This is a genomic window from Bacteroides sp. AF29-11 (assembly GCF_003602895.1).
Lineage (GTDB): Bacteria > Bacteroidota > Bacteroidia > Bacteroidales > Bacteroidaceae > Bacteroides > Bacteroides uniformis.
Map to the genome: position 1 here is coordinate 103,623 of NZ_QTLY01000001.1, position 26,542 is coordinate 130,164.

26 protein-coding genes and 4 tRNA genes are annotated in these 26,542 nt (G+C 47.2%); 14 read left to right on the plus strand and 16 right to left on the minus strand.

Annotated features, from left to right (window positions below; all coding sequences use genetic code 11):
• Positions 1–22: 22 nt before the first annotated feature.
• Complete coding sequence (locus tag DWZ03_RS00360) at positions 23–1,351, plus strand: TolC family protein (protein WP_120128425.1); 1,329 nt, start codon at positions 23–25, stop codon at positions 1,349–1,351.
• Positions 1,352–1,435: 84 nt separating this feature from the next.
• On the opposite strand, the gene DWZ03_RS00365 is transcribed toward DWZ03_RS00360, so the two are convergent.
• The 3 genes from DWZ03_RS00365 to DWZ03_RS00375 all read right to left on the minus strand — a co-directional run bounded on the left by DWZ03_RS00365 (position 1,436) and on the right by DWZ03_RS00375 (position 3,997).
• Entirely contained in the window at positions 1,436–2,353 is a 918-nt protein-coding gene (locus tag DWZ03_RS00365) for a hypothetical protein (protein ID WP_120128428.1), read from the minus strand.
• Between the two features lie 14 nt (positions 2,354–2,367).
• Entirely contained in the window at positions 2,368–3,060 is a 693-nt protein-coding gene (locus DWZ03_RS00370; RefSeq protein WP_005825088.1) for a DUF4476 domain-containing protein, read from the minus strand.
• Between the two features lie 100 nt (positions 3,061–3,160).
• The gene (locus DWZ03_RS00375) at positions 3,161–3,997 is read right to left on the minus strand and encodes a S1 RNA-binding domain-containing protein (protein ID WP_005834783.1); all 837 of its coding nucleotides are present in this window, start codon (positions 3,995–3,997) and stop codon (positions 3,161–3,163) included.
• Positions 3,998–4,190: 193 nt separating this feature from the next.
• Here DWZ03_RS00375 and DWZ03_RS00380 point away from each other — a divergent pair, with 193 nt between their 5' ends.
• The 3 genes from DWZ03_RS00380 (at position 4,191) to DWZ03_RS00390 (ending at position 5,490) form a co-directional block, all read left to right on the plus strand.
• A complete protein-coding gene (locus DWZ03_RS00380) occupies positions 4,191–5,192 on the plus strand; it encodes a malate dehydrogenase (protein ID WP_120128431.1) in 1,002 nt (333 codons plus the stop codon).
• A gap of 137 nt (positions 5,193–5,329) precedes the next feature.
• Positions 5,330–5,402 (plus strand) — tRNA-Phe (locus DWZ03_RS00385).
• 15 nt (positions 5,403–5,417) lie between these two features.
• Positions 5,418–5,490: transfer RNA gene (locus tag DWZ03_RS00390), tRNA-Pro, on the plus strand.
• Positions 5,491–5,531: 41 nt separating this feature from the next.
• Here the strand turns inward: DWZ03_RS00390 and DWZ03_RS00395 are convergent.
• The 6 genes from DWZ03_RS00395 to DWZ03_RS00420 form a co-directional block, all read right to left on the minus strand.
• On the minus strand, positions 5,532–6,449 hold the full coding sequence (locus tag DWZ03_RS00395) for an AraC family transcriptional regulator (RefSeq protein ID WP_120028758.1): 918 nt from the start codon (positions 6,447–6,449) through the stop codon (positions 5,532–5,534).
• 122 nt (positions 6,450–6,571) lie between these two features.
• Positions 6,572–7,726, minus strand: coding sequence for a lactaldehyde reductase (gene fucO, locus DWZ03_RS00400; protein WP_120128434.1), 1,155 nt, complete (start codon positions 7,724–7,726; stop codon positions 6,572–6,574).
• Between the two features lie 25 nt (positions 7,727–7,751).
• Positions 7,752–8,561: a rhamnulose-1-phosphate aldolase gene (gene rhaD, locus DWZ03_RS00405; RefSeq protein WP_005825102.1), complete on the minus strand. Its 810-nt coding sequence runs from the start codon at positions 8,559–8,561 to the stop codon at positions 7,752–7,754.
• A gap of 47 nt (positions 8,562–8,608) precedes the next feature.
• Positions 8,609–9,619 carry an L-rhamnose/proton symporter RhaT gene (rhaT, locus tag DWZ03_RS00410; RefSeq protein WP_087332225.1) on the minus strand — a complete coding sequence of 337 codons (1,011 nt, stop codon included), beginning with the start codon at positions 9,617–9,619 and terminating at the stop codon, positions 8,609–8,611.
• Positions 9,620–9,641: 22 nt separating this feature from the next.
• The gene (locus DWZ03_RS00415; protein WP_009037783.1) at positions 9,642–10,895 is read right to left on the minus strand and encodes an L-rhamnose isomerase; all 1,254 of its coding nucleotides are present in this window, start codon (positions 10,893–10,895) and stop codon (positions 9,642–9,644) included.
• A 41-nt stretch (positions 10,896–10,936) separates the two neighbouring features.
• The gene (locus DWZ03_RS00420) at positions 10,937–12,409 is read right to left on the minus strand and encodes a rhamnulokinase (RefSeq protein WP_120128435.1); all 1,473 of its coding nucleotides are present in this window, start codon (positions 12,407–12,409) and stop codon (positions 10,937–10,939) included.
• Between the two features lie 317 nt (positions 12,410–12,726).
• Between DWZ03_RS00420 and argR the strand changes: the two genes are divergently transcribed.
• The 10 genes from argR to DWZ03_RS00470 all read left to right on the plus strand — a co-directional run bounded on the left by argR (position 12,727) and on the right by DWZ03_RS00470 (position 22,030).
• Complete coding sequence (argR, locus tag DWZ03_RS00425) at positions 12,727–13,200, plus strand: arginine repressor (protein WP_005825113.1); 474 nt, start codon at positions 12,727–12,729, stop codon at positions 13,198–13,200.
• Positions 13,201–13,235: 35 nt separating this feature from the next.
• A complete protein-coding gene (locus tag DWZ03_RS00430; protein ID WP_005825115.1) occupies positions 13,236–13,793 on the plus strand; it encodes a GNAT family N-acetyltransferase in 558 nt (185 codons plus the stop codon).
• Between the two features lie 12 nt (positions 13,794–13,805).
• Positions 13,806–15,011 carry an argininosuccinate synthase gene (locus DWZ03_RS00435; RefSeq protein WP_035449833.1) on the plus strand — a complete coding sequence of 402 codons (1,206 nt, stop codon included), beginning with the start codon at positions 13,806–13,808 and terminating at the stop codon, positions 15,009–15,011.
• Entirely contained in the window at positions 15,012–15,230 is a 219-nt protein-coding gene (locus DWZ03_RS00440; protein WP_117720784.1) for a PspC domain-containing protein, read from the plus strand.
• Positions 15,223–16,191 carry an N-acetyl-gamma-glutamyl-phosphate reductase gene (gene argC / locus DWZ03_RS00445; protein ID WP_005834778.1) on the plus strand — a complete coding sequence of 323 codons (969 nt, stop codon included), beginning with the start codon at positions 15,223–15,225 and terminating at the stop codon, positions 16,189–16,191. Before DWZ03_RS00440 ends, argC begins: the two co-directional genes overlap by 8 nt.
• Positions 16,192–16,196: 5 nt before the next feature.
• Positions 16,197–17,318 (plus strand): aspartate aminotransferase family protein, encoded by a 1,122-nt coding sequence (locus tag DWZ03_RS00450; protein ID WP_057097735.1) that lies wholly within the window; start codon positions 16,197–16,199, stop codon positions 17,316–17,318.
• 129 nt (positions 17,319–17,447) lie between these two features.
• Entirely contained in the window at positions 17,448–18,221 is a 774-nt protein-coding gene (gene proC / locus DWZ03_RS00455; protein WP_005825128.1) for a pyrroline-5-carboxylate reductase, read from the plus strand.
• A 121-nt stretch (positions 18,222–18,342) separates the two neighbouring features.
• A complete protein-coding gene (locus DWZ03_RS00460) occupies positions 18,343–18,897 on the plus strand; it encodes a helix-turn-helix domain-containing protein (protein WP_005825132.1) in 555 nt (184 codons plus the stop codon).
• A 7-nt stretch (positions 18,898–18,904) separates the two neighbouring features.
• Positions 18,905–20,560, plus strand: coding sequence for an AMP-binding protein (locus DWZ03_RS00465; protein ID WP_009037781.1), 1,656 nt, complete (start codon positions 18,905–18,907; stop codon positions 20,558–20,560).
• A 219-nt stretch (positions 20,561–20,779) separates the two neighbouring features.
• Positions 20,780–22,030, plus strand: a complete 1,251-nt coding sequence (locus DWZ03_RS00470; RefSeq protein WP_035457578.1) for an acyloxyacyl hydrolase — start codon at positions 20,780–20,782, stop codon at positions 22,028–22,030.
• 282 nt (positions 22,031–22,312) lie between these two features.
• Here DWZ03_RS00470 and DWZ03_RS00475 read toward each other — a convergent pair.
• From DWZ03_RS00475 to prmC, 7 genes are all read right to left on the minus strand, one after another.
• Positions 22,313–22,396, minus strand: a tRNA-Leu gene (locus DWZ03_RS00475).
• 20 nt (positions 22,397–22,416) lie between these two features.
• A tRNA-Gly gene (locus DWZ03_RS00480) sits at positions 22,417–22,489 on the minus strand.
• A gap of 102 nt (positions 22,490–22,591) precedes the next feature.
• Positions 22,592–23,932 carry an argininosuccinate lyase gene (argH, locus tag DWZ03_RS00485; protein ID WP_005834763.1) on the minus strand — a complete coding sequence of 447 codons (1,341 nt, stop codon included), beginning with the start codon at positions 23,930–23,932 and terminating at the stop codon, positions 22,592–22,594.
• 21 nt (positions 23,933–23,953) lie between these two features.
• The gene (locus DWZ03_RS00490) at positions 23,954–24,364 is read right to left on the minus strand and encodes an SRPBCC family protein (protein ID WP_005834762.1); all 411 of its coding nucleotides are present in this window, start codon (positions 24,362–24,364) and stop codon (positions 23,954–23,956) included.
• A gap of 93 nt (positions 24,365–24,457) precedes the next feature.
• The gene (pyrE, locus tag DWZ03_RS00495) at positions 24,458–25,096 is read right to left on the minus strand and encodes an orotate phosphoribosyltransferase (protein WP_005825142.1); all 639 of its coding nucleotides are present in this window, start codon (positions 25,094–25,096) and stop codon (positions 24,458–24,460) included.
• A gap of 82 nt (positions 25,097–25,178) precedes the next feature.
• Complete coding sequence (locus DWZ03_RS00500; protein ID WP_005834760.1) at positions 25,179–25,658, minus strand: regulatory protein RecX; 480 nt, start codon at positions 25,656–25,658, stop codon at positions 25,179–25,181.
• The gene (gene prmC, locus DWZ03_RS00505; protein WP_005834758.1) at positions 25,655–26,491 is read right to left on the minus strand and encodes a peptide chain release factor N(5)-glutamine methyltransferase; all 837 of its coding nucleotides are present in this window, start codon (positions 26,489–26,491) and stop codon (positions 25,655–25,657) included. Before prmC ends, DWZ03_RS00500 begins: the two co-directional genes overlap by 4 nt.
• Between the last annotated feature and the right edge of the window lie 51 nt (positions 26,492–26,542).

A 26,542-nucleotide genomic window follows, 5' to 3' on the forward strand; every position in this document is an offset into this window, starting at 1 on the left:
ATAGCTTAAACAGATATACGATATGAATAAAAAGATATTCTTATACCTCGCCATACTCGGCAGTGTCTCAATGCAGGCGCAGGAACGCTGGTCTTTGCGCCAATGCATAGACTATGCCATCGAGCATAACATCGGCATCCGCCAGACAGCCAACGCCGCCGAACAGAGCGCTGTCGAAGTAAATACAGCCAAATGGGCACGACTGCCGAACCTGAATGCCAACGCCGGCCAGAACTGGAACTGGGGACGTACGCAAACGGCCATCAAGAACGAGGATACGGGAGACTACTCCACCGTATACGTCAATACAAGCAGCCACGGTACCAATATGTCTGTCAGTACCAGCATACCTATTTTTACCGGTCTGGAAATTCCCCACCAGTATGCATTGGCCAAACTGAACCTCAAAGCCGCCATTGCCGACCTGGATAAGGCCAAAGAAGATATTTCCATCAACATAGCTTCAGCCTACCTGCAAGTGCTGTTCAATGAAGAACTTCACCAGGTGGCGTTGGGACAAGTACAACTGAGCAAAGAGCAATATGCCCGCATCAGCCGGCTTGCCGACTTGGGCAAAGCTTCTCCGGCAGAACTGGCAGAAGCCAAAGCACGCGTGGCACAAGACGAGATGAATGTAGTGCAGACAAGGAACAACCATGACTTGGCCCTGCTCGACCTTAGCCAGCTTATCGAGCTGGAAACACCTGAAGGGTTCAATCTGGAATCTCCGACAGTCAATCCGGATCTGGTTCCTCTCACTCCTCCTGATGAAATATTCCAAACGGCCATGGTGAGTAAGGCCTCCATACAGGCTGCACAGTTTCGTCTGGAAGGCAGCAAGCACAGCATCCGTATTGCCCAGAGCAGCTACTACCCGCAACTGAGCCTGAACGGCAGTCTCGGTACGAATTACTATTCTACCATCGACCGCACCTTCAGCCAGCAGATGAACGATAACTTCAACAAATACGTAGGCTTCAACCTCAGCGTGCCTATTTTCAACCGCCTCTCTACCCGTAACCGGGTGCGCACGGCACGCCTGCAACGCGAGAACTATGCCTTGCAACTGGATAACGCCAAAAAGACGCTTTACAAGGAAATCCAGCAGGCATGGTACAACGCCGCCGCTGCCGAAAGCAAATATACCAGCAGCCATACAGCCACCGTTGCCAGCGAAGAGTCTTTCAAGCTGATGAGCGAAAAGTATGAGAACGGAAAAGCAAATGCCGTAGAATACAATGAAGCAAAACAGAACCTTATGAAATCCCAATCGGACGAATTGCAAGCCAAGTATGACTATCTGTTCCGTACCAAGATTCTGGATTTCTATAAGGGAGAACCGATTGAATAAAAAAAGAAGTATAATTTTAGTTGTTGTGTTTGATTCTCCCCTCTCCCTGCCTCCAGGCTGACAAGAGGGGAGTTTTTTGTTCTTCTATCTCCTTTCCGAAGAGCGGGAAGAGCTACTGCCGGTAGAACTGCGGGTAGTGCTTGAAGAGCTGCTGCGACGGCTTTCGGAACTCCGTACGCCGGAAGCATTTCTTCTTTCCTTGCTTGCCGTCTTTACCCTGCTACGGCTGGGGCTCTTATCATTATTTTTAATTCTTGTGGTTTCTATTTTCTCTTTACTCGACTTTCTGCCACTATCCACACTACTACGTCGCGTACTGCTGTTACGTGTACCTGTGCTAATGCGATTATTACTACTGTTGCTACGTCGCGTGGTATATACATCATCCCTGCCTGCCGGACGCTTATGCGAATTAGGGCGGATGTTCACCGAACCGAAATCTGAACGGCGGCTGGTGTGGTACGACTTATCATTCCGAATACTCCACGAACCAGTATAGTGCGGATGATGGTAACGACCGCGATAATAGCTGTTGTGATAGTGCGTACGATAATGCCCACCGCAATATGTACGGTAATGATACGGCCGCGGGAAATAGAAATGATTATGGTTGGTGTAAGTGATGTAAACCCTAAAAGACCAACGACCACCACTTACATAAACCGGACGGTAAAAATAGGCGGCCTGCATGAAACGGCCGTACTGCCGGTTATTCAGCACCCATCGAAGGTCGTCATTGCGCACATCCAGATAATCGTAATAGCGATTCAAGGCCCATTCCTCCCCCCGAAGAACGTCATCCATCAGATAACGTATACCGGAAATGAAATCATAGTTTATTTCGTACACGTCATTATACTGTTCTGTACTCAGGTTCAATTCATAGGCCATCTTGTCCGTAAGAAAACGGGTCTCTTTACGCACTTTGCTGTTGCTCATTGCCGCACTACAAACAGCTGTACTCATCATAGCGGCAAGAAATATAAATATAATCCGTTTCATAATCCCTCCTTTTTTTAGTTATTCTTCTCATGATATTGTTTGATGAAGGCATTTATCTCGTTCTTGTCCGACGAGAAGGTCAGCTTGTCTATCGCATAATAGAAATTCGGTTTATCGGCTATTTTAGGATAAATCTTCTTCATCAACTGTTTCTTTTCACTGTCGAAACGATAAAAATCCATCAGACGGATACACTGGTCAGTAGTGAACCAAGAGGTCAGCAAGGCATGGTCGAGCACTTCCTTACGGTCTGAATCGAAACTCTGTTTTTCCATCAGCCCCATAAACTGTTCGAAGGCAGATGGTGACATCACCGGTTCATGCTGCTCGCCTCCTAACGGTCTGTCACCGGGTCTGCCAGGCTTGTGATGATTAGAAGTACCCCAGTTTCCACCAGGTCTTTTGTCCTCTGGAATGAAAATATCTTCCACTTCATTGATGGAGCAATGCACACGTTCATCATATAGGAGTTTTCCTCTTCGGGAATTCTCCCCACGGGATGGCGCTTCATAAACCTCTACCCGACAACTACCACGCAGATTGGCTACAAAACAACTGAAAGTAGGCAGGCAAACCTGCTGTCCGTCGACCAGTACCACCACTCTACGGTATGGACTTTCTATACGGATTCCGTCTATGGGCGCCGCTTTTATTGCGGGAAACGCTACCAGAACTAGACAAACACTTAATATCAAATGACGTATCATGACTTTTCTTTTTTTATTGTACGACAAAAATAGGGAGAGGAAATTCCCCTCCCTAATGATTGTCTCTATTTACAAGTAGGGAAATTCCTAATGACTGGGACTAATTCCTAATCCTGATTCCATCTTCCTCCAATACAACCAGATGTTTTTTGTACAAATCTCCCACAGCCTTTTTGAAGGTTTTCTTGCTGACACCGAAAGTTGCATAGATTTCTTCTGCCGGACTCTTGTCATTCAAAGCTATCCGTCCGCCCTGTTCACGGATATAGTCCAGCAACGTAGCTGAGAAATCTTCTACTTTAGCCTGCCCCGGTTTTTGAAGCAGCAGGTCTATCTTGCCGTCTTCACGTACCTGCTTCACATAGGCTTTCATCCTCATGCCCGTGTGCAGTGGCTGAAATATCTCGCTCTCATATAGCAAGCCGCTATATTCATCGTTGATGATCGCCTTGAATCCCAAATCCGTCTTCTGCCAAATCAGGATATCCACCTCCTGCCCCGACTCATAGGCGGCCTTCTCTTTGGAAAGATAACGGTCTACCTTGGCCGATGCCACGATACGATAGCTTTCATCATCCAAATGGGCATGAACCACATACTTCTTTCCCACCTGCATCTTCATTTTCTGTTCGCGGAAGGGGACGAAAAGATCCTTCATCAATCCCCAGTTAAGGAAAGCACCATACTGGTTTATCCACGCCACCTCCAAGCAGGCAAACTGCCCGACCTGCACTAACGGTGTCAGAGTAGTGGCTACCAGACGTTCTTCGTTATCAAGATATATAAAAACGTTCAGTTTGTCTCCCACCTTACAGTCTTGGGGGACATAACGCGACGGAAGCAGAATTTCACCTTCTTCGCCACCGTCCAGATACATGCCGAAGGCTACCTCCTTCACCACTTCCAGCGTATTGTACTTTCCTAACTCAATGCTCATAGTTTCTTACTTATCTTCATTTTCCCAACAAAGATAAGTAATTTAGGTACAATACAGCAGTTCGGAAAGAAGAAATAACTTTTTGCTCTAAAAGATAACTTTTTTCTATGAACAACTCTCTTCAAAAAGGGTTATCTTTGTATCGTGACAATCAGCAAGAAAAGATATTACTCACCTTTAAATAAAAAAGATTATGGAATTTCTGACAAATGACAAATTGACAATCGTCGGCGCAGCCGGCATGATCGGTTCAAACATGGCACAGACTGCAATCATGATGCATCTCACTCCCAACCTATGTCTGTACGACCCTTATGCTCCCGGACTGGAAGGTGTGGCCGAAGAGCTGTTCCACTGCGGATTCGAAGGAATGAACATCACATTTACCTCCGATATCAAAGAAGCGCTGACCGGTGCCAAGTATGTGGTATCATCAGGCGGTGCCGCCCGCAAGGCCGGCATGACCCGCGAAGACCTTTTGAAAGGCAATGCCGCTATTGCCGAAGAATTCGGTAAGAATGTAAAAGCCTACTGTCCGGATGTGAAGCACGTGGTTGTCATTTTCAACCCTGCCGACATCACCGGTCTGATTACCCTATTGTATTCCGGCCTGAAACCTTCACAAGTGACCACATTGGCTGCCCTCGACAGCACCCGCCTGCGCAGTGAACTTTCCAAGCACTTCAGCATCGCCCCCGACAAAATCGAAAATTGCCGTACCTACGGCGGTCATGGTGAACAGATGGCTGTATATGCCTCTACCGCCAAGGTGGACGGTAAACCGTTACTTGATATCATCGGTACCCCTGCCCTGACTAAAGAACAGTGGGTCGAAATCCAGACTAAGGTAACCAAAGGCGGTGCCAACATCATCGCCCTCCGTGGACGTTCTTCCTTCCAGAGTCCGGCATACGTCTCTATCGAAATGATAGCTGCAGCGATGGGTGGCAAACCGTTCCGCTGGCCTGCCGGTACATATGTACACAGCCACGGCTTCGACCACATCATGATGGCAATGGAAACTGAAATTACCAAAGACGGTGTACACTATAAGGAACTGAACGGCACGCCCGAAGAAGAAGCCAAACTGAAAGAAAGCTATGCCCATCTCTGCACACTTCGTGACGAGGTGATAGAAATGGGTGTACTGCCTGCCATCAAAGACTGGCACAGCATCAATCCGAATATCGACTGATGTCTTCGATAGCAAATGATTTTTAGAAGTAAGGTGCCTCGCTCCATAGAGCAAGAGGCACCTTTTTTAGATATTTTTCCTCAAAAAGCCTTGCGGTATAAAAAAAACTCTTTATCTTTGCACCCGCAAACGAAAAAGGTGCCATAGCTCAGTTGGTAGAGCAAAGGACTGAAAATCCTTGTGTCCCCGGTTCGATTCCTGGTGGCACCACTTTTCAAAAGCAATCGGAATGTAGCGCAGTTGGTAGCGCACTACGTTCGGGACGTAGGGGTCGGGCGTTCGAGTCGCCTCATTCCGACAGAAAAGACTTAACTTTTAGAAGTTAAGTCTTTTTTTGTTTTATACCTCCTCTCCTCCGGTTTCCCGACCATAAGAGCGATACTCCAATGGAGTGAACCCCGTACGTTTCTTAAACGAGGAGAAGAAATGCTCGGTAGACTTATAGTCGAGCATAAAAGAGATTTCTTTCACCGATAAAGAAGTACCCACCAGCAATTGCTTAGCCTTACGCAACTTTAGCTCTTGGAAATATTTTGCAGGAGCATAGCCGGTATAATCCTTAAATACTTTGCGAAACCAAGAATAACTGATATTCAACTTCATTGCCAGTTCTTCCGGGTCAACATCCTTGAATACATTCTCGTTCATGATGATTTTAGCCTGCTCTATTTTCTGATCGACATCACCCACTTCGAAAATCTTGTTTTTAGAGATGGACAATATCATCCCTATCATATGTAGCACAATACCGGCAAGATATTGCTGGGAAGAAATCTTATCAGCTTCCGCAATTTCCAAAGCGCGAGAGAAAAGTGAAACGAGCTCTTCATTCAACCCCACCTCCAACACTTGATTCTCTTTCGATAGAAAACCACCTTTCACCATATCATCAATCACAGCTCCCTCGAAACCAATATAATATTCATTCCAACCCGTCTGCACATAAGGATAATATGTATGCCACTGACCGGGAAACAGCACCATCAGTCGTCCTTTGCACACTTGCTTCTCTGGCGTGGTCTCCGAGGAGAACAACCCCCTCCCTTTAGTAATATAGACCAACTGGTACTCGCGCAGAATCCGTCCTTTCTGCGCATTGAAAAAATAACCGGTAGGATGATCCTTCAACGGATAAGGAGAATTAGGCTGGATAGACTGAAAGCCCACAGTATTTACCCAAAGACCATATCTCTGGTCCATGTCATTTACAATAAGGTACTTAAACTCTACTCCTAAATCATTATAATTTTTAGTCATAACACGTGCCTTCCATAATAGCTCCGGAACAAAAATAGAGATTATTTATGAAAAATCCCGTCCGCAGCGAATATTATTCATCACGGACGGGAATAGACATGTAACCTAAAATAGCGCTTGCCTTAAAAAGCTTTATGATACAGAGCTTCTATATCTTCCACAGATGTAGGTCTCGGATTGCCACCGGTGCAGACATCATTGAAAGCATCGATAGCCAATTGATGCAAATCCTCTTCCCTAACATTGATTTCACGCAACCGCTGTGGAATGCCAATACTTAAAGACAATTTCCGGACAGCATCAATAGCAGCACATATACCTTCTTCCACGCTCATACCTTCCGTATTGACTCCCATCGCCTTCGCAATATGGACATATTTGGAAGCTGCCAGAGACGCTGCATTATACTCCATTACGTAAGGAAGAAGCAATGCGTTGGCCACCCCATGCGGAGTGTCATAATGGGCACCCAAAGGATGGGCCATGGAATGAACGATGCCCAGACCGACATTGCTGAACCCCATACCGGCAATGTATTGCGCTTGAGACATGGCCTCGCGGGCAACCGAATCGCTGCCATTGTCTACGGCAGCTTTCAAATGGACAGCAATCATTTCAATGGCTTTCAGTTCGAACATATCCGACATAGCCCATGCACCCGGCGTTATATAGCTTTCTATGGCATGAGTCAGTGCATCCATACCGGTTGCAGCAGTCAATCCTTTCGGCATGGAATACATCAGCTCCGGGTCAACAATAGCTACTGCCGGAATATCATTAGGGTCTACACAAACCATCTTTTTTTTGACCTCTTCGTCAATGATAACATAATTGATGGTCACCTCAGCAGCAGTTCCCGCCGTAGTAGGTAAAGCAAAAGTAGGGACAGCCTTTTGACGAGTATCCGCCACACCTTCCAGAGACTTCACATCTGCAAAATCCGGATTATTCACAACAATACCAATACCTTTTGCCGTATCAATGGAAGAGCCGCCACCCAAAGCCACGATAAAATCGGCACCGGATGCCTTGAAAGCAGCCACACCATTCTGTACATTGGTAATGGTAGGATTGGCCTTCACATCACTGAAGAGCTCATAAGGTATACTGTTCTTCTCGAAAACTTCAATCACTTTATCAGCCACCTTGAAACGGATCAAATCTCTGTCCGTTACAAAGAAAGCCTTTTTGAAACCTCTGCGGGCAGCCTCCACGGCAATCGTTTCGCGACAGCCGGCACCGAAATAAGAGGTCTCATTCAATATCATTCTATACATAATTACACACTATCTGTTAAAACAATTATTTGGGCAAATTAAACGCTACGGACATTTCCTTCATTTGAAGCTGGCTCATACCATCCGGTTCAAAACCCATATTTTTGGCAGCGATATAAATAAGGGCGGATTTATTGAGTACATCCACCTGGTCGAAAGCAGCCATCACATCCACATCCACAGCAAACACACCATGTTTCTCCCACATCACTACATCATAGTCATCCAGTTCGCGGATGGTAGCCTCAGCCAATTCTACCGAGCTGGGAAGTTGATAAGGGATGATGCCCAAACCGCGGGGACAGAAAGCCTTTGTTTCCGGTATCATACTCCAAAGCAGGTTCGAAGCTACATCTTTTTCCAGAAACTTCTTGTTGTGAGTCATGGCTACCAGCTCAATAGGATGCGTATGCACCGAAGCTTTATAGGGAGAACCTTTCGCTATCAGATTGTTGTGTACACTAAGATGGGAAGGAAGTTCCGATGTAGGCTGTACAGACTGGTCGGCTATAATGACATAGCTGGCACAGTCATCCAGAATGCGGATGACCGAACCGTTCTCCATCGGCCAACGGGCCAAATCGCGCATACGCTTGTTGGTGCCTTTGCAATAAAAATAGCAGTCTTTCAAATAAGGTAAAGTAGCACCGATTGATTTCACCTCACTAATGGCGGGCATAGCCTTGATTTCATCGTCTACAAACTCAGTGATGTTGACCGTAATATTGCCCCCATTACGTTCTGCCCAACCTTTCTGCCAGAGATAACCAGCCACCTCAGCCACCTTATTAACTTCCGCAGCCAGCGCCGGACGATTTTCTAGAATTGATTTCATATATGCAGATATATTTTAGTTTTATATTCAAAGATAGGTATTTAAACTTACCCCAGCAACTGTGGCAGGAAAGAAGAAATTATCAAGACTGCCAAGCCTATGACAAGCACTGTAATTGTCTTGGGTGTACACCCTTTCCATTCCTTCAAAAGGATACCCCAAACATTGGAGAACGTTACGTTCAACGACATCAGGATGCACCACGAGAATGTGAGCAATACCGGAGAGTCAGCAAGGAATCCCTTACCCAAGCTAAGACCAAAGAACTGGCTGTACCACAACACACCGGCCAAAGCACAAAACAAGACATTGTTTACATAAAGGGATTTCTTGCCATAATCGCCCCAACTTTTGTTCCTGGAATTTTGATAGAAACAATAGACGGCATTCGTAATGAAACCACCCAGTGTCACCATCAATGTAGCAGGCAGTGTCTTGAATATATCCGCACTTTCAGCAAAACAGAGTTTCTCTCCAAAACCCAATCCTATACTGAAACACGCACTCATAAATCCAGCAAGAAGGGCTACAATAATACCTTTAGTAAAATTGAAATCCTTTACGGCCTTCTTCTTCTCTTCTTCGCTCAGGCTGGCAGACTTCATGCTACCGGCCAGACCGATAATGCCAATACCTACCAACGTGACCACTACACCAACAATAACCGATGTTGTCAAATCTCCTGCCTTACCAGTAAATACCGGAGTCAATATCGTTCCCAATCCGGCACAAGTACCCAAAGCGATAGACTGCCCAAGAGCTACGCCCAAATAGCGCATAGACAAACCAAACGTCAGTCCCCCCACTCCCCATAAAGCTCCGAAGAACATAGTCCAAAGCGTATCCGCAGGATTGTTTGCATAAATCTCGAACAGCGAATTGCCGGCAGGTACTGCCAGCAACGCGCCCAAGAACGGAAAAACCAGCCAAGCGAAAACACCTTGTACAATCCAATACGACTCCCAGCTCCACTCCTTGATGCGGTTAATGGGTACATAGCAACTGGATTGGCAGAATGCTCCGATGGCAATAATCAATAACCCTAATATTATTTCCATTTCTGTCAGTTACAAGGGTTTCCTATCCTCTTTTAGAGGTTACATTAGCTTCATACTTCTCTATTTCAGCGATGAACTCCTCACCTACCGGAACATTGTTTTTCAGACAGAACATGTCCCAAACAGCGTTCCAAGGCAAAGCCTTAGCCTCTTCGAGCAGAGCAAGGCGCTGGAAACCTTGACCGGTGGCCTCATATTCGCGAAGCTTTGCCAATGGTTCTAGTAACGCACGCAACATGCATTTCTGCGCCGCACGGGTACCGATTACATAAGCACCGATACGGTTGATGGAAGCATCAAAATAATCAAGACCAATGTGTACACGGTCCAGTGCATCGCAACGGACAATTTCTTGGAAAAGTTCAAGAGTGGGGTCATCCATGATAGTTACATGGTCAGAATCCCAACGTACCGGACGGCTTACGTGGAGCATCAGCTCAGGGACAAAGAGCAACATGGAAGACACCTTGTCTGCAGCACTTTCCGTAGGATGGAAGTGCCCGGTATCAATGGTAATAAGTTTCTGATGCTGTACACTATAGCCCATACAGAATTCATTGGAGCCTACTGTATAACTCTCTAAACCTATGCCAAACACCTTCGATTCAAGGCAGTCCTTCATATGCTTGTATTCCGTAGCAAAAATACGGTCGAGAGAATCTTTGAAAAGCACACGATACTTCATACGGTTTACAGTGATATCCTTGCTACCATCATGCACCCAAAGATTCATGATGCAGGGATCTCCCTGGCGGCGCCCCATTTCTTCGGCAATGGCACGACAACGTTTAGTATGTTCGACCCAAAAGTCACGGATACCTTGGTCCGGATGAGCCAGAGAAAGATTACCGCTCTTCGGATGAGAGAAAGAAGTGGAATTAAAATCCAATTTTATACCATTCTCGGCTGCCCATTGCATCCAGCTTTCGAAATGTTTCACCTCTACCTGATCGCGATCTACGAAGGTACCGCCAAAGTCACCGTAAATCTCATGCAAATTCAAACGGTGCTTACCGGGGATATAAGAAGCAGCTTTCAAAATATCGGAACGCAGTTCTTCCATATTACGGGCTTTACCGGGATAGTTTCCTGTTGTCTGGATACCACCGGTCAATGAGCCGGCAGATTCGAATCCCTGAACATCATCGGCCTGCCAACAATGCATGGAGATAGACACTTTCTGAAGTTGCTCCATTACTTTTTCTACATCCAATCCGAGAGCTGCGTAACGCTCTTTAGCAATTTCATACGCTTTGTTTATCAATTCTTCTTTCATGATACGTGATTTGATTATGAGTTATAAGTTATTGGTAATCATTATCCATTATAATTAGTCATCGTCAATTGCTTGAAGTGCAGGTAAGCGGTATTCCAATCCTCCATATCCTGCGGATAGAAAGTCTTTAATGGTATGGAACGGTTGATGAGCTGTCTCATGGAAGCAATGTTTCTAGCTGCTCCGGCAGCCAATGCCTGAACCATAACGTTACCGATAGCAGTAGCTTCGGAAGGTCCGGCAATCACGGGAATACCGACAGCATTGGCTGTCCACTGGTTAAGCAGTTCGTTACGGCTACCGCCACCGATAACATGTAAAGCCTCCACCGGACGTGGTGAAAGATTTCGCAGGCTATCCAGCACCTGACGATATCTCAAAGCAAGACTCTCAAAGATACAGCGTACTATCTGTCCATGTGTCATGGGAATAGGCTGACGATAATCGGAACAATAGGTCTTGATGGCTTGCTCCATATTCGCCGGATTGGTAAACAAAGCATCATCCGGATTAATTAGACTACGGAATGGTTCACAAGTACCAGCCTCAACGATGAGTTCGGAATAAGGGATTTCCCCCCATTCGGTACGGCAACGTTCAAGCAGCCACATACCACAAATATTTTTTAACAAACGAATGGTTCCTTCCACACCGCCTTCATTCGTAAAATTCAAGGATTCTGTTTCAGCAGTAATGACTGGAGCATCCGTCTCCACTCCCATCAGAGACCAAGTACCACTACTTAGATAAGCAAAATTACGGTCCATGGCAGGTACGGCAGCAACAGCAGAAGCCGTATCATGCCCGGCAACAGCTATCACGGGGACAGCGCCAAGTCCGGTTATTCGTTGTACTTCCTCCGTCAAGCCCCCTATTTTTTCACCAGGATAGACAAAACGCCCGAAATGAGCTTGTGTCAGTCCAATCTCCTGCAGCAAGGCATCCTCCAGCCTGCAGGTATTGGCATTTACCAACTGTGCCGTACTGGCAATAGTATACTCCGTTACCATCTGACCGGTCAACATATAGCTCAAAGCATCAGGCATAAACAGCAATTTATCTGCAGCTGCCAATGCACTGTCATGATTACGGCGTAATGTATCAAGTTGGAACAAGGAGTTGAAATTCATCACCTGAATCCCCGTCCATCCATACACATGGCTACGAGGTATACGTGTGAAGAACGCTTCCGGAGCACCCACCGTATGAGGGTCACGATAGGAATACGGCTGGCGAAGAAATCCCCCATCCTTACCTACACAGACAAAATCTACTCCCCAAGTGTCGATACCGATGGAAGTTATTTCTACACCTTTACGGGCGGCAATCCTCAGCCCTTCAATAATATGACGGTAAAGTTCATAAATATCCCAGTAAAAGTGTCCGCCGGCTTCAATCAGATGATTTGGGAAACGGTTTACTTCCTCCATTTCCAAGCCGTTCGAAGTAAAAGTTCCCAGAATTGTACGGCCACTGGTAGCCCCCAAGTCGACCGCAAAAAAGCATTGTTTCATGGTGATTAGTTTTAGTTGCTATTCAACGATACAAAAATAGGAGATTATCCCCCTACTTTTTGTACAGTTTTTGATTGAAAGGGTATCAGATTTGGCAATTGCATATCTATTCTATATTATATCAACATTTATCAAATGCATACAGAAACAATCCCCAATAACGTGAAAGAACAGATAAACAAGGCTGCTACAAAGAGAACAAGAACAACATATATAATATACCTATGTATAAAAAGAATAAAAAAACTCTCCTTTTTGCATATTCTTTCCGAAATAATCCCTAATTTTGCGCCACCCTTAGAATAATTATACAGAAAATGAAGAAAAAAGCCAATCGGTTAGACGCCATCAAGATGATTATCTCAAGCAAAGACGTCAGTTCTCAGGAAGAACTGTTGCAAGCTTTGAGCAAGGAAGGCTTTGAACTGACACAAGCCACCTTGTCACGCGACTTGAAACAGCTGAAAGTAGCGAAAGCAGCGAACATGAACGGCAAATACGTATATGTGCTGCCCAACAACATCATGTATAAACGTTCGAACGACCAGAGTGCAAGTGAGATGTTGATGACAAGCGGATTCGTTTCACTTCAATTTTCGGGCAATATTGCCGTCATCCGTACCCGGCCCGGATATGCCAGCAGCATGGCCTACGACATCGACAACCGGGAGTGTCCCGCCATTCTGGGTACCATTGCCGGAGATGACACCATCATGCTGGTGGTGCACGAAGCGGCGTCACATGACGAGGTACGCAGCTTCCTATCGCAAATCATCCCGAACATTAAATGATAGATAACAACAAAAAACAAGAAATTAAATAAGAAATGGATTCGAAACAAATTGATGTGATGGTGGCTGACGCCTCACATGAAGTTTACGTGGACAAGATTTTGGATACCATCCGGGAAGCTGCTAAGGTACGTGGAACGGGCATCGCAGAACGCACACACGAATACGTAGCTACTAAGATGAAAGAAGGAAAGGCCATCATAGCCTTGTGTGGAGACGATTTTGCCGGTTTCACCTACATAGAGAGCTGGGGCAACAAGCAATATGTAGCAACCTCCGGTCTGATAGTACACCCCAAATACCGGGGACTGGGACTGGCAAAACGTATCAAGACCGCCTCTTTCCGCCTGGCACGCCTACGTTGGCCCAATGCCAAAGTTTTCAGTCTCACCAGTGGAGCTGCCGTCATGAAAATGAATACCGAGCTAGGATATGTGCCCGTCACCTTCAACGAACTAACCGATGACGAATCCTTCTGGAAAGGTTGCGAAGGCTGTATCAACCATGATATATTGGTAGCCAAGAACCGTAAATTCTGCATCTGCACAGCAATGCTTTACGACCCGAAGCTGCACGAAGAAGATAAAATATAAAAATATAAGGATATGGAAAAGAAGAAAAAAGTGGTAGTCGCATTCAGCGGCGGTTTGGATACCTCATTCACGGTCATGTATCTTGCCAAAGAAAAAGGATACGAAGTATATGCAGCTTGTGCCAATACTGGCGGTTTCAGCCCCGAACAGTTGAAGACTAACGAGGAGAATGCCTACAAGCTGGGTGCCAAAGAATACGTCACCATTGACGTGACGCAAGAGTACTACGAAAAAAGCCTAAGATACATGGTATTCGGAAACGTACTGCGTAACGGCACCTACCCCATCTCCGTAAGTTCCGAACGTATCTTCCAGGCACTGGCCATTGCACGCTATGCCAACGAAATCGGCGCCGATGCCATCGCTCATGGTTCTACGGGTGCGGGTAACGACCAGATTCGCTTCGACATGACTTTCCTCGTCATGGCTCCGGGCGTGGAAATCATTACGCTGACACGCGACATGGCACTGAGCCGTCAGGAAGAGATTGACTACCTGAACCAACACGGTTTTGCCGCCGACTTCACCAAACTGAAATACTCCTATAACGTGGGTCTGTGGGGCACCTCCATCTGTGGTGGTGAGATTCTAGATTCTGCACAAGGATTGCCCGAAAGCGCCTACCTGAAACACTGCACCAAAGAGGGCAGCGAGCAGTTGCGCCTAACTTTTGAGAAGGGGGAACTAAAAGCCGTGAACGACGAGACATTCGACGATCCCATCAAAGCCATCCAGAAAGTGGAAGAGATCGGTGCAGCATACGGCATCGGCCGCGACATGCACGTAGGCGACACGATTATCGGTATCAAAGGCCGTGTAGGCTTCGAAGCTGCCGCACCCATGCTGATTATCGGCGCACACAAGTTCCTGGAGAAATATACCTTGAGCAAATGGCAGCAATACTGGAAGGACCAGGTAGCCAACTGGTACGGCATGTTCCTGCACGAAAGCCAATATCTGGAACCGGTAATGCGCGACATCGAAGCCATGCTGGAATCCTCGCAACGCAACGTAAACGGTACGGCTATCCTCGAGCTTCACCCACTCTGCTTCTCTACCGTAGGTGTAGAAAGCAAGGACGACCTTGTGAAAAACAAGTTCGGCGAATACGGCGAAATGCAGAAAGGCTGGACGGCAGAAGATGCCAAGGGCTTCATCAAAGTAACCTCCACGGCACTGCGTGCATATTATTCAAATCACAAAGACGAGAAAATCTAAATGACGGACAAGAAACGGAAACTGACACGTCCCCGAACCGGAAGAATACTTTCCGGTGTATGTGCAGGACTGGCAAACTTTTTCGGACTTGACGTATCTTTAGTACGCATCGTTTATACGTTCGCTACCGTCTTTACTGCTTTTGCAGGTGTAATTATATACATTATATTATTGATTATCATACCAGAAGAATCCAATAGATATTATAGAAATGATTAAAGTAGGAATCATCGGCGGAGCCGGATACACGGCAGGCGAACTGATACGTTTACTGCTCAACCATCCGGAAGCGGAAATCGTATTCATAAACAGTTCAAGCAACGCCGGCAACAAAATTACTGATGTACACGAAGGACTGTACGGTGAAACAGATTTGGTATTTACCGACCAGCTTCCGCTGGAAGAAATCGACGTGCTGTTTTTCTGTACGGCACATGGCGACACGAGAAAATTCCTCGAAAGCCACAACGTGCCCGAGGAGCTGAGAATCATCGACCTCTCCATGGACTACCGCATAGCCTCTCCTGACCACGACTTCATTTACGGCTTGCCGGAACTGAACCGCCGCGCCACCTGCAAGGCAAAGCATGTAGCCAATCCGGGCTGCTTTGCCACCTGCATACAATTGGGGCTGCTGCCGCTCGCCAAGCACCTGATGCTGAATGATGACATCATGGTGAATGCCATCACCGGAAGTACGGGTGCCGGAGTGAAACCGGGTGCCACGAGCCACTTCAGCTGGCGCAACAACAACATGAGTGTTTACAAAGCTTTCGAGCACCAGCACGTGCCCGAAATCAAGCAATCACTCCGCCAGCTGCAAAACAGTTTCGATGCAGAAATAGATTTTATCCCCTACCGGGGTGACTTCCCGCGCGGTATCTTCACTACCATCGTAGTAAAGACCAAAGTGGCTCTGGAAGAAATCATCCGTATGTACGAAGAATACTACGCCAAAGATTCCTTTACATTTGTCGTGGAAAAGAACATTGACCTGAAACAAGTGGTGAATACCAATAAATGCCTCATCCACCTGGAGAAGCACGGTGACAAGCTGCTTATCATTTCCTGCATCGACAACCTCCTGAAAGGTGCCAGCGGACAAGCAGTCCACAACATGAATTTAATGTTTAACCTGGAAGAGACCGTAGGATTACGGTTGAAACCTTCTGCATTCTAAAAAAAATGAATTTATTCGACGTATACCCTCTCTTTGACATCAACATCGTCAAAGGAAAAGGCTGCCATGTATGGGACGAGAACGGTACCGAATACCTCGACCTCTACGGTGGCCATGCAGTCATCTCAATCGGACATGCACATCCACATTATGTAGAGATGGTGAGTAACCAAGTTGCTACGTTAGGATTCTACTCAAACTCAGTAATTAACAAGCTGCAACAGCAAGTGGCAGAACGCTTGGGAAAAGTCTGTGGCTATGACGACTACTCATTCTTCCTCATCAACAGCGGTGCCGAAGCCAATGAAAACGCCTTGAAACTCGCCTCCTTCTACAATGGCCGTACCCGTGTGATATCCTTCTCAAAAGCATTCCACGGACGTACCTCACTGGCGGTGGAAGTAACGAACAATCCTAAAATCATCGCTCCCATCAACAACTGCGGGCACGTCACCTACCTCCCGTTGAACGACATCGAAGCCATGAAGGCCGAATTGTCCAAAGGAGATGTCTGCGCAGTGATTATCGAAGGCATACAAGGTGTAGGCGGCATCCAACTGCCGACAGACGAATTCATGCAGGCTCTCCGCCAGACTTGTACGGAATACAACACGGTCTTGATTCTCGATGAAATCCAAAGCGGCTACGGACGCAGCGGCAAGTTCTTCGCCCATCAGTACAACGGCATCAAAGCCGACATCATCACCGTGGCAAAAGGCATCGGCAATGGTTTCCCGATGGCAGGCGTACTCATCAGCCCAATGTTTACACCAGTATACGGGCAACTTGGAACCACTTTCGGTGGAAACCACCTAGCTTGCAGTGCCGCCCTTGCCGTGCTGGATGTGATAGAGCAGGAAAACCTGATAGAGAATGCAGCCCAAGTCGGCAACTTCCTGATAACGGAACTAAAGAAATTCCCTCAAATCAAGGACGTTCGCGGACGCGGACTCATGATAGGGCTGGAATTTGAAGAACCCATCAAGGAACTGCGCCTAAGACTACTGAAAGAGCAGCATGTATTCACCGGTGTAAGCGGTACGAATGTACTTCGCCTGCTGCCGCCTCTGTGCCTCGGCATGGATGAAGCAAAGGAATTCTTGGAACGCTTCAAGAAAGTACTTTAATATTTGACACAAATAATCAGCCAGCAAAAGAAACGACCGAAAAGCAGAATACCTTTCTCTCTCGGTCGTTTTTTGTAGAAAATTTATCTACCTTTGCCAGCAAAACAACTCTTTTAACAACAAAAAGATATGAAAGCAGCAATTATCGGTGCAGGAAATATGGGGGGAGCCATTGCCCGAGGGCTGGCAAAAGGAACAATCATCCCTGCCGGTAACATCATTGTCTCCAACCCCACCCAGGGCAAGCTGGACAAGCTGAAGGCAGAATTCCCCGCATTGCAAGTGACCAATGACAACCAGGAAGCGGCAGCCGGTGCAGATATGATAATCTTTGCCGTGAAGCCATGGCTGATGGAGCCAGTGATAAAGGAACTGGAACTAAAAGGCACAGAGATTCTTATATCCGTTGCAGCCGGCATTCCTTTTGAAAAGCTGACACACTATGTAGCAGACAAAGAAATGACCATGTTCCGTCTTATTCCCAATACCGCCATCAGCGAGATGGAAAGCATGACACTCATCGCCAGCCGCAATGCCACCAAGGAGCAGGAGCAACTGATGCTGGACATTTTCAACCAGATGGGACTCGCCATGCTCATTCCCGAAGAAAAGATTGCGGCAACCACTGCCATGACTTCCTGCGGCATCGCCTACGTGCTTAAGTATATCCAGGCAGCCATGCAGGCCGGCGTTGAAATGGGTATCTATCCCAAAGACGGCATGCGCATGGTGGCACAATCCGTGAAAGGGGCAGCCGAGCTGATTCTGAACAACGACACGCACCCCAGTGTTGAGATTGACAAGGTGTGTACCCCCGGAGGAATTACCATCAAGGGAATCAACGAGCTGGAACATGAAGGATTCACCTCCACTGTGATTAAAGCCATCAAAGCGAGTAAATGATATTTAATGTGCTAATGTAACGATGTCCCGATATGCCTATGAGCTACGGTATAATTAAACATTGTGCAGCCTATTGGCACATTGCCACACTTTAATAACAACCCATTAAAAAAATATAATTATGGACGAACAAATCAGACAAATAGCCGAACGCCTGCGCGGACTGCGTGACGTATTGGAACTGACTGCCGACGATATCGCCCGCGACTGCGACATCTCTGCAGAAGAGTACCGTCTGGCCGAAACCGGAGAATTCGACATCTCGGTCAGCATGCTGCAGAAGATAGCACGGCACTACGGCATATCACTGGACGCACTGATGTTTGGGCAAGAGCCCAAAATGAGCTCCTACTTCCTGACACGTGCCGGAAAAGGAACCAGTATAGAACGTACCAAGGCATATAAATACCAATCGCTGGCAGCCGGTTTCATCAACCGCACGGCAGACCCGTTCATCGTGACCGTAGAACCGAAACCGGACAGCGAGCCGATACATTACAACAGCCATACCGGTCAGGAGTTCAACCTCGTACTGGAAGGCCGTATGATGGTCAGCATCGACGGCAAAGACTTAATCTTAAACGAAGGAGACAGTCTATACTTCAACTCCAAACTGCCGCACGGCATGAAGGCGCTTGACGGAAAGACTGTAAAATTCCTGGCAGTAATCATGTAATAAAGTTATGGTAGAAAGATTTTTATCTCAAACATCCTTCACCTCACAGGAGGACTTCATCAAGAACTTGAAGATAAACGTACCGGAGAATTTCAACTTCGGCTACGACGTAGTGGATGCCTGGGCAGCCGAGCAGCCCGACAAACCCGCACTGTTGTGGACCAATGACCAGGGCGAATGCCGGCAGTTTACCTTTGCCGACATGAAACGGTACACAGACATGACGGCTTCCTATTTCCAAAGCCTCGGCATCGGGCACGGAGACATGGTGATGCTGATACTGAAACGCCGTTATGAATTCTGGTTCAGCATTGTGGCACTGCACAAACTCGGTGCAGTGGTGATTCCCGCCACCCACCTGCTGACGAAGAAAGACATCGTATACCGCTGCAACGCCGCAGACATTAAAATGATAGTCTGTGCCGGCGAAAGCGTCATCACCGACCATATCACGGCAGCTATGCCAGAGTCTCCTTCTGTGAAACGCCTCGTAAGCGTCGGGCCGGAAGCTCCCGAAGGATTCGAAGACTTCCACAAAGGTATCGAGGCCGCCGCTCCTTTCGTGAAACCGGAACATCCGAACACGAACGATGACATCTCCCTGATGTACTTCACCAGCGGTACTACCGGAGAGCCCAAAATGGTGGCCCACGACTTCACCTATCCGTTGGGACATATCGTCACCGGCAGCTTCTGGCACAACCTGAAAGAGAGCAGCCTACACCTCACCATTGCCGACACCGGTTGGGGAAAAGCCGTGTGGGGCAAGCTCTACGGACAATGGATTGCCGGTGCCAACGTATTTGTATACGACCACGAGAAGTTCACTCCCGCAGCCATACTGGAGAAGATACAGGATTATCACGTCACGTCGCTTTGTGCACCGCCCACCATCTTCCGGTTCCTCATTCACGAAGACCTTACGAAGTACGACCTATCCAGCCTAGAATACTGCACCATCGCCGGAGAAGCCTTGAACCCCGCTGTATTCGAGACCTTCAAGAAGTTAACGGGCATCAAGCTGATGGAGGGCTTCGGACAGACCGAAACGACCCTTACCGTTGCCACCATGCCGTGGATGGAACCGAAACCCGGCAGCATGGGATTGCCCAATCCGCAATACGATGTAGACCTGATAGACCACGAAGGACGTTCCGTGGAAGCCGGTGAACAGGGACAGATTGTAATCCGTACCGACAAAGGCAAACCGCTGGGATTGTTCAAGGAATACTACCGTGATGCCAACCGCACCCACGAGGCATGGAACAACGGCATTTACTACACGGGAGATGTAGCCTGGAAGGACGAAGACGGCTACCTCTGGTTCGTGGGTCGCGCCGACGACGTCATCAAAAGTAGCGGCTACCGCATCGGCCCGTTCGAAGTGGAAAGTGCATTGATGACCCACCCAGCCGTAGTAGAATGTGCCATTACCGGTGTGCCCGATGAAATCCGCGGCCAAGTGGTAAAAGCTACGATTGTGTTGGCAAAAGAGTACAAGGCACGCGCCGGAGAAGAGCTTGTCAAGGAGTTGCAGAACCATGTGAAGAAAGTGACGGCTCCCTACAAATACCCGCGTGTCATCGAATTTGTTGATGAGCTCCCCAAAACCATCAGCGGGAAAATCCGCCGTGTGGAAATCCGGGAGAACGACCGGAAATAACACTCGCCACCCAGCATCTGAATCATAAGACAACATCCGGGTAAATGAATAAGGAAGGGGTAAAACCGAAGTCTGCCATTCTATTGACGATTTCAGTTTTACCCCCTCTTTTTACAAATAGTTGTCTCATTGTGAATACCAAAAGGAGAAAAAAACTATATTTGCACGAAATTAAACTTCACTTGGAACATTTATAAACAAGAAAGACCGACACGGCATATGAAAAATAGAATGCAGATATGGAAAATACTGGCTTTCTTAGGAGCGGTACTTTTCTTGTCTGATACAATATACGCCCAACAATGGACATCCGATAGTCATTCGGAATACAAACGGGATACACTCCCTTTCTCACAGCGCTTCATCCACAGATTAGGCGTAGAAGGGCGTGCTGGCTATATTTTTCAGACCAACCCTTTTCTGGAGTACTCCAACCACCAATACAAGGCCATGAAAAATGCCTATGCCGGCCATCTGAAATACTCCTTCCAGCTCCGTCCCCACACCGTTGCCGACCAGGCTTATATAGGAGCCTATCAAGGGATTGGAGTCGGCTATTTCAACTTCGGCAATCCGGAAGAGCTGGGCAACCCGCTGGCGGTCTATCTGTTTCAAGGGGGACGCATCGCCCAATTCAGCCCCCGCATATCCTTGAACTATGAATGGAACTTCGGCGCATCGTTCGGCTGGAAACCCTACGATGAATATGACAACCCGGAGAACCAGATTATCGGCTCGAAAGTGAATGCCTATCTCAATGTGAACCTCTACTTAAAGTGGGCACTCTCCCCCAAGTTCGACTTGATGATAGGAGCTACCGGAAGCCACTTTTCCAACGGAAACACCCAATATCCCAACTCCGGTCTGAACACGGTGGACTGCAAAGTGGGACTGGTATATAACTTTAACCGCAGAGCGGATGAGCTTGCCCAGTCATGGCAACGCCCTATCGTTCCTCCATTCCCCCGCCACGTCAGCTACGACCTGACTTTGTTCGGCTCCTGGCGAAAGAAAGCAGTGGCCCATGAGGGCAGTAGTGGCCAGGTACCCGCACCCGGCACTTACAACGTGTTCGGTTTCAGCTTTGCACCCATGTACAACTTCGGCTATAAATTCCGCGCCGGTGTGGCGTTGGACGGCGTATACGACCACAGTGCGAACATGAAAGAATCGTACGAGGAAGAGAACGGCTTCTATACTCCGCCCGCCAAGAAACAGATGGCATTGGGCTTATCCGCCCGCGGAGAATTTGTCATGCCTTACTTCACGGTAGGTATCGGTCTGGGAGCCAATGTTCTGCACGGCGGCGGTGACATGAAGTCTTTCTATCAGATTCTTGCCCTGAAAATAGACGTAACACGCAATTCGTATCTCCATATAGGATATAACCTCCGGGAATTTCATGAGCCCAATTATCTGATGTTGGGTATCGGCTATCGGTTCAATAACAAACGCCCCAAGCTGTTCTGAACAATAAAGAGGAGGCTATTTATATAGATTCTTTTATTTCATCTGCAAGCACATATTAGTAAGTGCCACGCGCACATCATCCACTAAGCATTATAGTTAGTTTGTTAGTTCACAGCGATGAACACTTTGTTCAAGTATAGAGAAACAGTTTGTTCCAATAAGGAAAAACAGTTTGTTTTCATTAAGGGAAACACTTTGTTCGCTATAGGGAAACGGTCTTTCATATCAAGAGCTTATAAAGAAAAAGCTCTGCAAATCAATGATTCACAGAGCTTAATCGAGTACTCGAAGCGGGACTTGAACCCGCACAGCCGCAATGGCCAAAGGATTTTAAGTCCTTCGTGTCTACCATTCCACCATTCGAGCATCCTAAAAAGGGAAAAGAGAGCGGAAAACGAGACTCGAACTCGCGACCCTAACCTTGGCAAGGTTATGCTCTACCAACTGAGCTATTTCCGCATTTGGAGAACGGGTGCAAAGATAAACAGTTTTCCCGTTTCTGCCAAATTTTTTTTTATAAAAGTACAGTACTCGCAGCGGGACTTGAACCCGCAGAACCTTTTACCTGCCCAGCAACTCTTTCTCTGCAGCTTGCATGGTCTCAAAATTGAAACCATCTACCACTTTCTGCATCAGGGCAGAGACTTCATCGTTGCAAAGGTTTCCGATACTGCCTTCATGGGTATGATGTACCTCTTTGCTGTGCGAGAAGTTTCCGGCTTCAATATCCAGTCCCACCTTCTTGTAGGCATCGCGGAAAGGCATCCCTTCACGTGCCAAGCGGTTGACTTCCTCCACACTGAAAATAAGCAGATACTTGTCATCATCAAGAATATGTTCGTTCACCTTGATTTCATTCATAATGTAAGTCGTCATCTGCAGACAGTCTTTCAGTTCCTGAAAAGCAGGCAGGAAGACCTCTTTGATAATCTGCAAGTCACGGAAATAGCCGGAAGGAAGATTGTTGGCTATCATCATAATCTGCTGGGGAAGGGATTGCAGTTTGTTGCACTTGGCACGCGTCAGTTCAAAGACGTCCGGGTTCTTCTTGTGAGGCATGATGCTGGAGCCGGTAGTGCAATCGTCCGGCAGCTTCACAAAACCGAAGTTCTGACTGTTGAACATACATGCGTCAAAAGCCAATTTCGATATGGTTCCGGCCACACTGGCAAGGGCGAAAGCTACATTACGCTCCATCTTGCCACGCCCCATCTGGGCATACACTACGTTGTAGTTGAGGGAATCAAATCCCAGAAGACGGGTAGTCATCGTACGGTTCAGCGGGAACGAGGAACCGTATCCCGCAGCAGAACCCAAAGGATTGCGGTTGCACATCTTGAAAGCTGCCTGAAGGAACATCATATCGTCCACCAGGCTCTCGGCGTATGCCCCAAACCAAAGTCCGAAAGAAGACGGCATGGCTATCTGCAAGTGTGTATAACCCGGCATCAGTACATCCTTGTAGCGTTCGCTCTGCATAATCAGCACATGGAACAATTGTTCCACAGCCTCCGCCACTTCCTTTATCTCTGCACGGGTAAAGAGCTTCAAATCGAGCAACACCTGGTCGTTGCGCGAACGTCCGCTGTGTATTTTCTTACCTATATCACCCAAGTTGCGCGTCAACATAAGTTCCACTTGTGAGTGAACGTCTTCCACTCCCTCTTCTATCACAAATTCTCCACACTCGGCCATCGCATAGATTTTCTTCAATTCGGCCAGCAATTGCCGCAGTTCTTCCTTCGTCAACAAGCCAATGCTTTCGAGCATTGTGATGTGCGCCATGGAACCCAGCACATCGTGCTTTGCCAAATAAAGGTCCATTTCACGGTCACGGCCTACCGTGAAGCGTTCGATATCCTTATTTACCTGAACGGATTTTTCCCAAAGTTTCTGAGCCACGTTGTTTCTAATGATTAATGATTAATATTGTATCATCGCCAGCATATCTGCCATCTTCTCCAATCCTTCCTGCAAGGGTTTCTGCACCATGGCCTTCATAAACGGATTTATATCCATGCCGATGGTCAGTTTCATTTTACATTCGGTTTCGGTGACGGGTACAATCTGTATCCACAGATTGAAGGGCAGCGGTGAAGTGGTTGTTGCAAACTTGATACACTTGCAAGGTTCCTTCTCCACAATCTGCAACGTAATCTTTCCCACGGGAGCCACCTCTATCGTCATGCTCTCCGCATCAAAACTCAAGTTCTTCACTTTGTCTTCAGGCAGACGGTCTTTCACCTTCTCCAGATTGCTCAAGTTGGAAAGCTTTTCATAAACAGCTTCTTGTGAAGCCGGTACAACTTTCACTCCACTCTCAAATTTCGTCATAATCAATCGTATTCAAAAAGAAAAAAGAACTATCCGGACAGAATCTATCCGAATGGCTCTTTTATCCATATTAACATTTTTACAAATAAGTTCTTATTTACCAGATTCCCAATGTGCAGGGTCTTTACGCCATTCATTCAGAGTCTCCACATCTTCTTCCTCGATATAGCCCGTACGCAGTGCCACTTCCATCACAGCCTCGTAATTGGTCAGCGTCACCAAAGGCACTTTGGCATCCTTGAAAGCCTTTTCGGCAACCGGGAAACCATAAGTATAGGCAGCCACCATACCGATGACCTCACATCCGTCACGGCGGATAGCTTCTACAGCCTTTAAGCTGCTTCCACCCGTAGAAATCAAATCTTCCACGACTACCACCTTCATACCGGGACGAAGTTCACCTTCAATCAAATTCTCCAGTCCATGGTCTTTCGGAGTGGAGCGTACATATACAAACGGCAAGTTCAATGCATCGGCCACCAAGGCACCTTGCGGGATAGCTCCCGTTGCCACACCGGCAATGGCATCCACCTGTCCGAAACGTTCCAAAATCAGACGCGTAATTTCAATCTTTACGAAATTACGGAGAGAAGGATAAGAAAGGGTTTTGCGGTTATCACAATAAAACGGAGACTTCCATCCGGATGCCCAAGTGAACGGGTTAGCCGGTTGTAGTTTAATCGCTTTTATCTTCAGCAACTTCTCTGCAAACAATCTTTCTAAAGTTTTCATAGCAAAACTAATCTATATATGATAAATATGGCACAAAAATACGGAAACAGAATGAGAATAAAAAAGAGAAAGCCGATAATTTTCATTCGGAGTAGTCATTTTCCTCAGAAACCTCTATGCAACGACATATATCCTTCATTTCGAACCCCCTGCTCAAGGCAAAACGCACCAGTTTGCCATTCAACTCATACTCACTTTCGGCACGGACGCTTTTACGCTTTGCCGCCAGCAGTTTCTGCAAGACGGCGTGGTATTCCTCCTCATCAATCTCGTTCAAATAGGGCCAATAGACAGATGAAGATATCTTTTTCAACTGGAGCGCCTGCCCTATCTTCATCTTGCCCCATTTGGCAAAACGGTATTTGTCGTTGATGAAAGCACGGCAGAAGCGCTTTTCATCAATGTACTTCTCTTGTTCCAGACGGTTGATGATACGGTCTATGGCATCATAGGCAATGCCCCAGCGTTGCAGTTTCTCCGCAATCTCCGCCCGGCAATGCTCGGCAGTGGAGCAATATGCCGCCACTCTGTTCAAAGCTTCAGTTTCAGTTATTTCTATCATCGTTCTGCAATTACGTACCGGTCGTTGCCGGAAATATCTTTTCGGATACGGACATTCGTATAGCCTTGCTTGCGAAGCATCGAAGCGACAGCCTCTCCAAATGCCCGGTTGATTTCAAAATAGAGTCGGCCGCCGACCGTCAGCATGCTCCGTCCCAGTTCACCTATACGCCGATAGAAACGGAGCGGGTCGCTGTCTGGAACAAACAAAGCTCCCGAAGGTTCCCAGTTCAAGACATTTGGATCCATGTCCTTCTTTTCTGTTTCCGTAACATAAGGCGGATTACTGACGATTACATCAAAGTACTCATCCTCAGTCGGTTGATACGTCAGGACATCACGCTGTACAAATTGTACGGAGGTCTGCAAAAGGCGGTTATTGTCGCCGGCTATGGCAAGAGCTTCTCCGGAAATATCCCAAGCAGTTACTTCCGCTTCCGGCAACTCTTTAGACAAAGTGACGGCAATACACCCACTTCCAGTGCCAATGTCGAGAATACGGGAAGCCGGAGCGACTTCCTCCAGCATCCTCTCCACCAGTTCTTCCGTTTCGGGACGGGGAATAAGCACCCCCGGAGCCACCCGAAAAGTACGTCCCAGGAAACGGGCAGTACCCTGCACATACTGTATGGGCTCAAAATTGCACAGACGGGAAAGAATGCTTTCCAATTCCTTTTCATCCTTTGGAGATAAAATCATATCTTTGCCCAGGTAATAGTCAATATGACTCTGACCTAACATTTCACAGCAGACAATACGGGAAAGATTGGCTGCCTCCCGGGGAGGATAGCACTCCTGCAAAGCACTGCGGATATGTGAAACGGTTACATTCATTCGGAGTCCGGTTTTATTCGGGCTGCAAAAGTAATCATTAATTTTGATTAT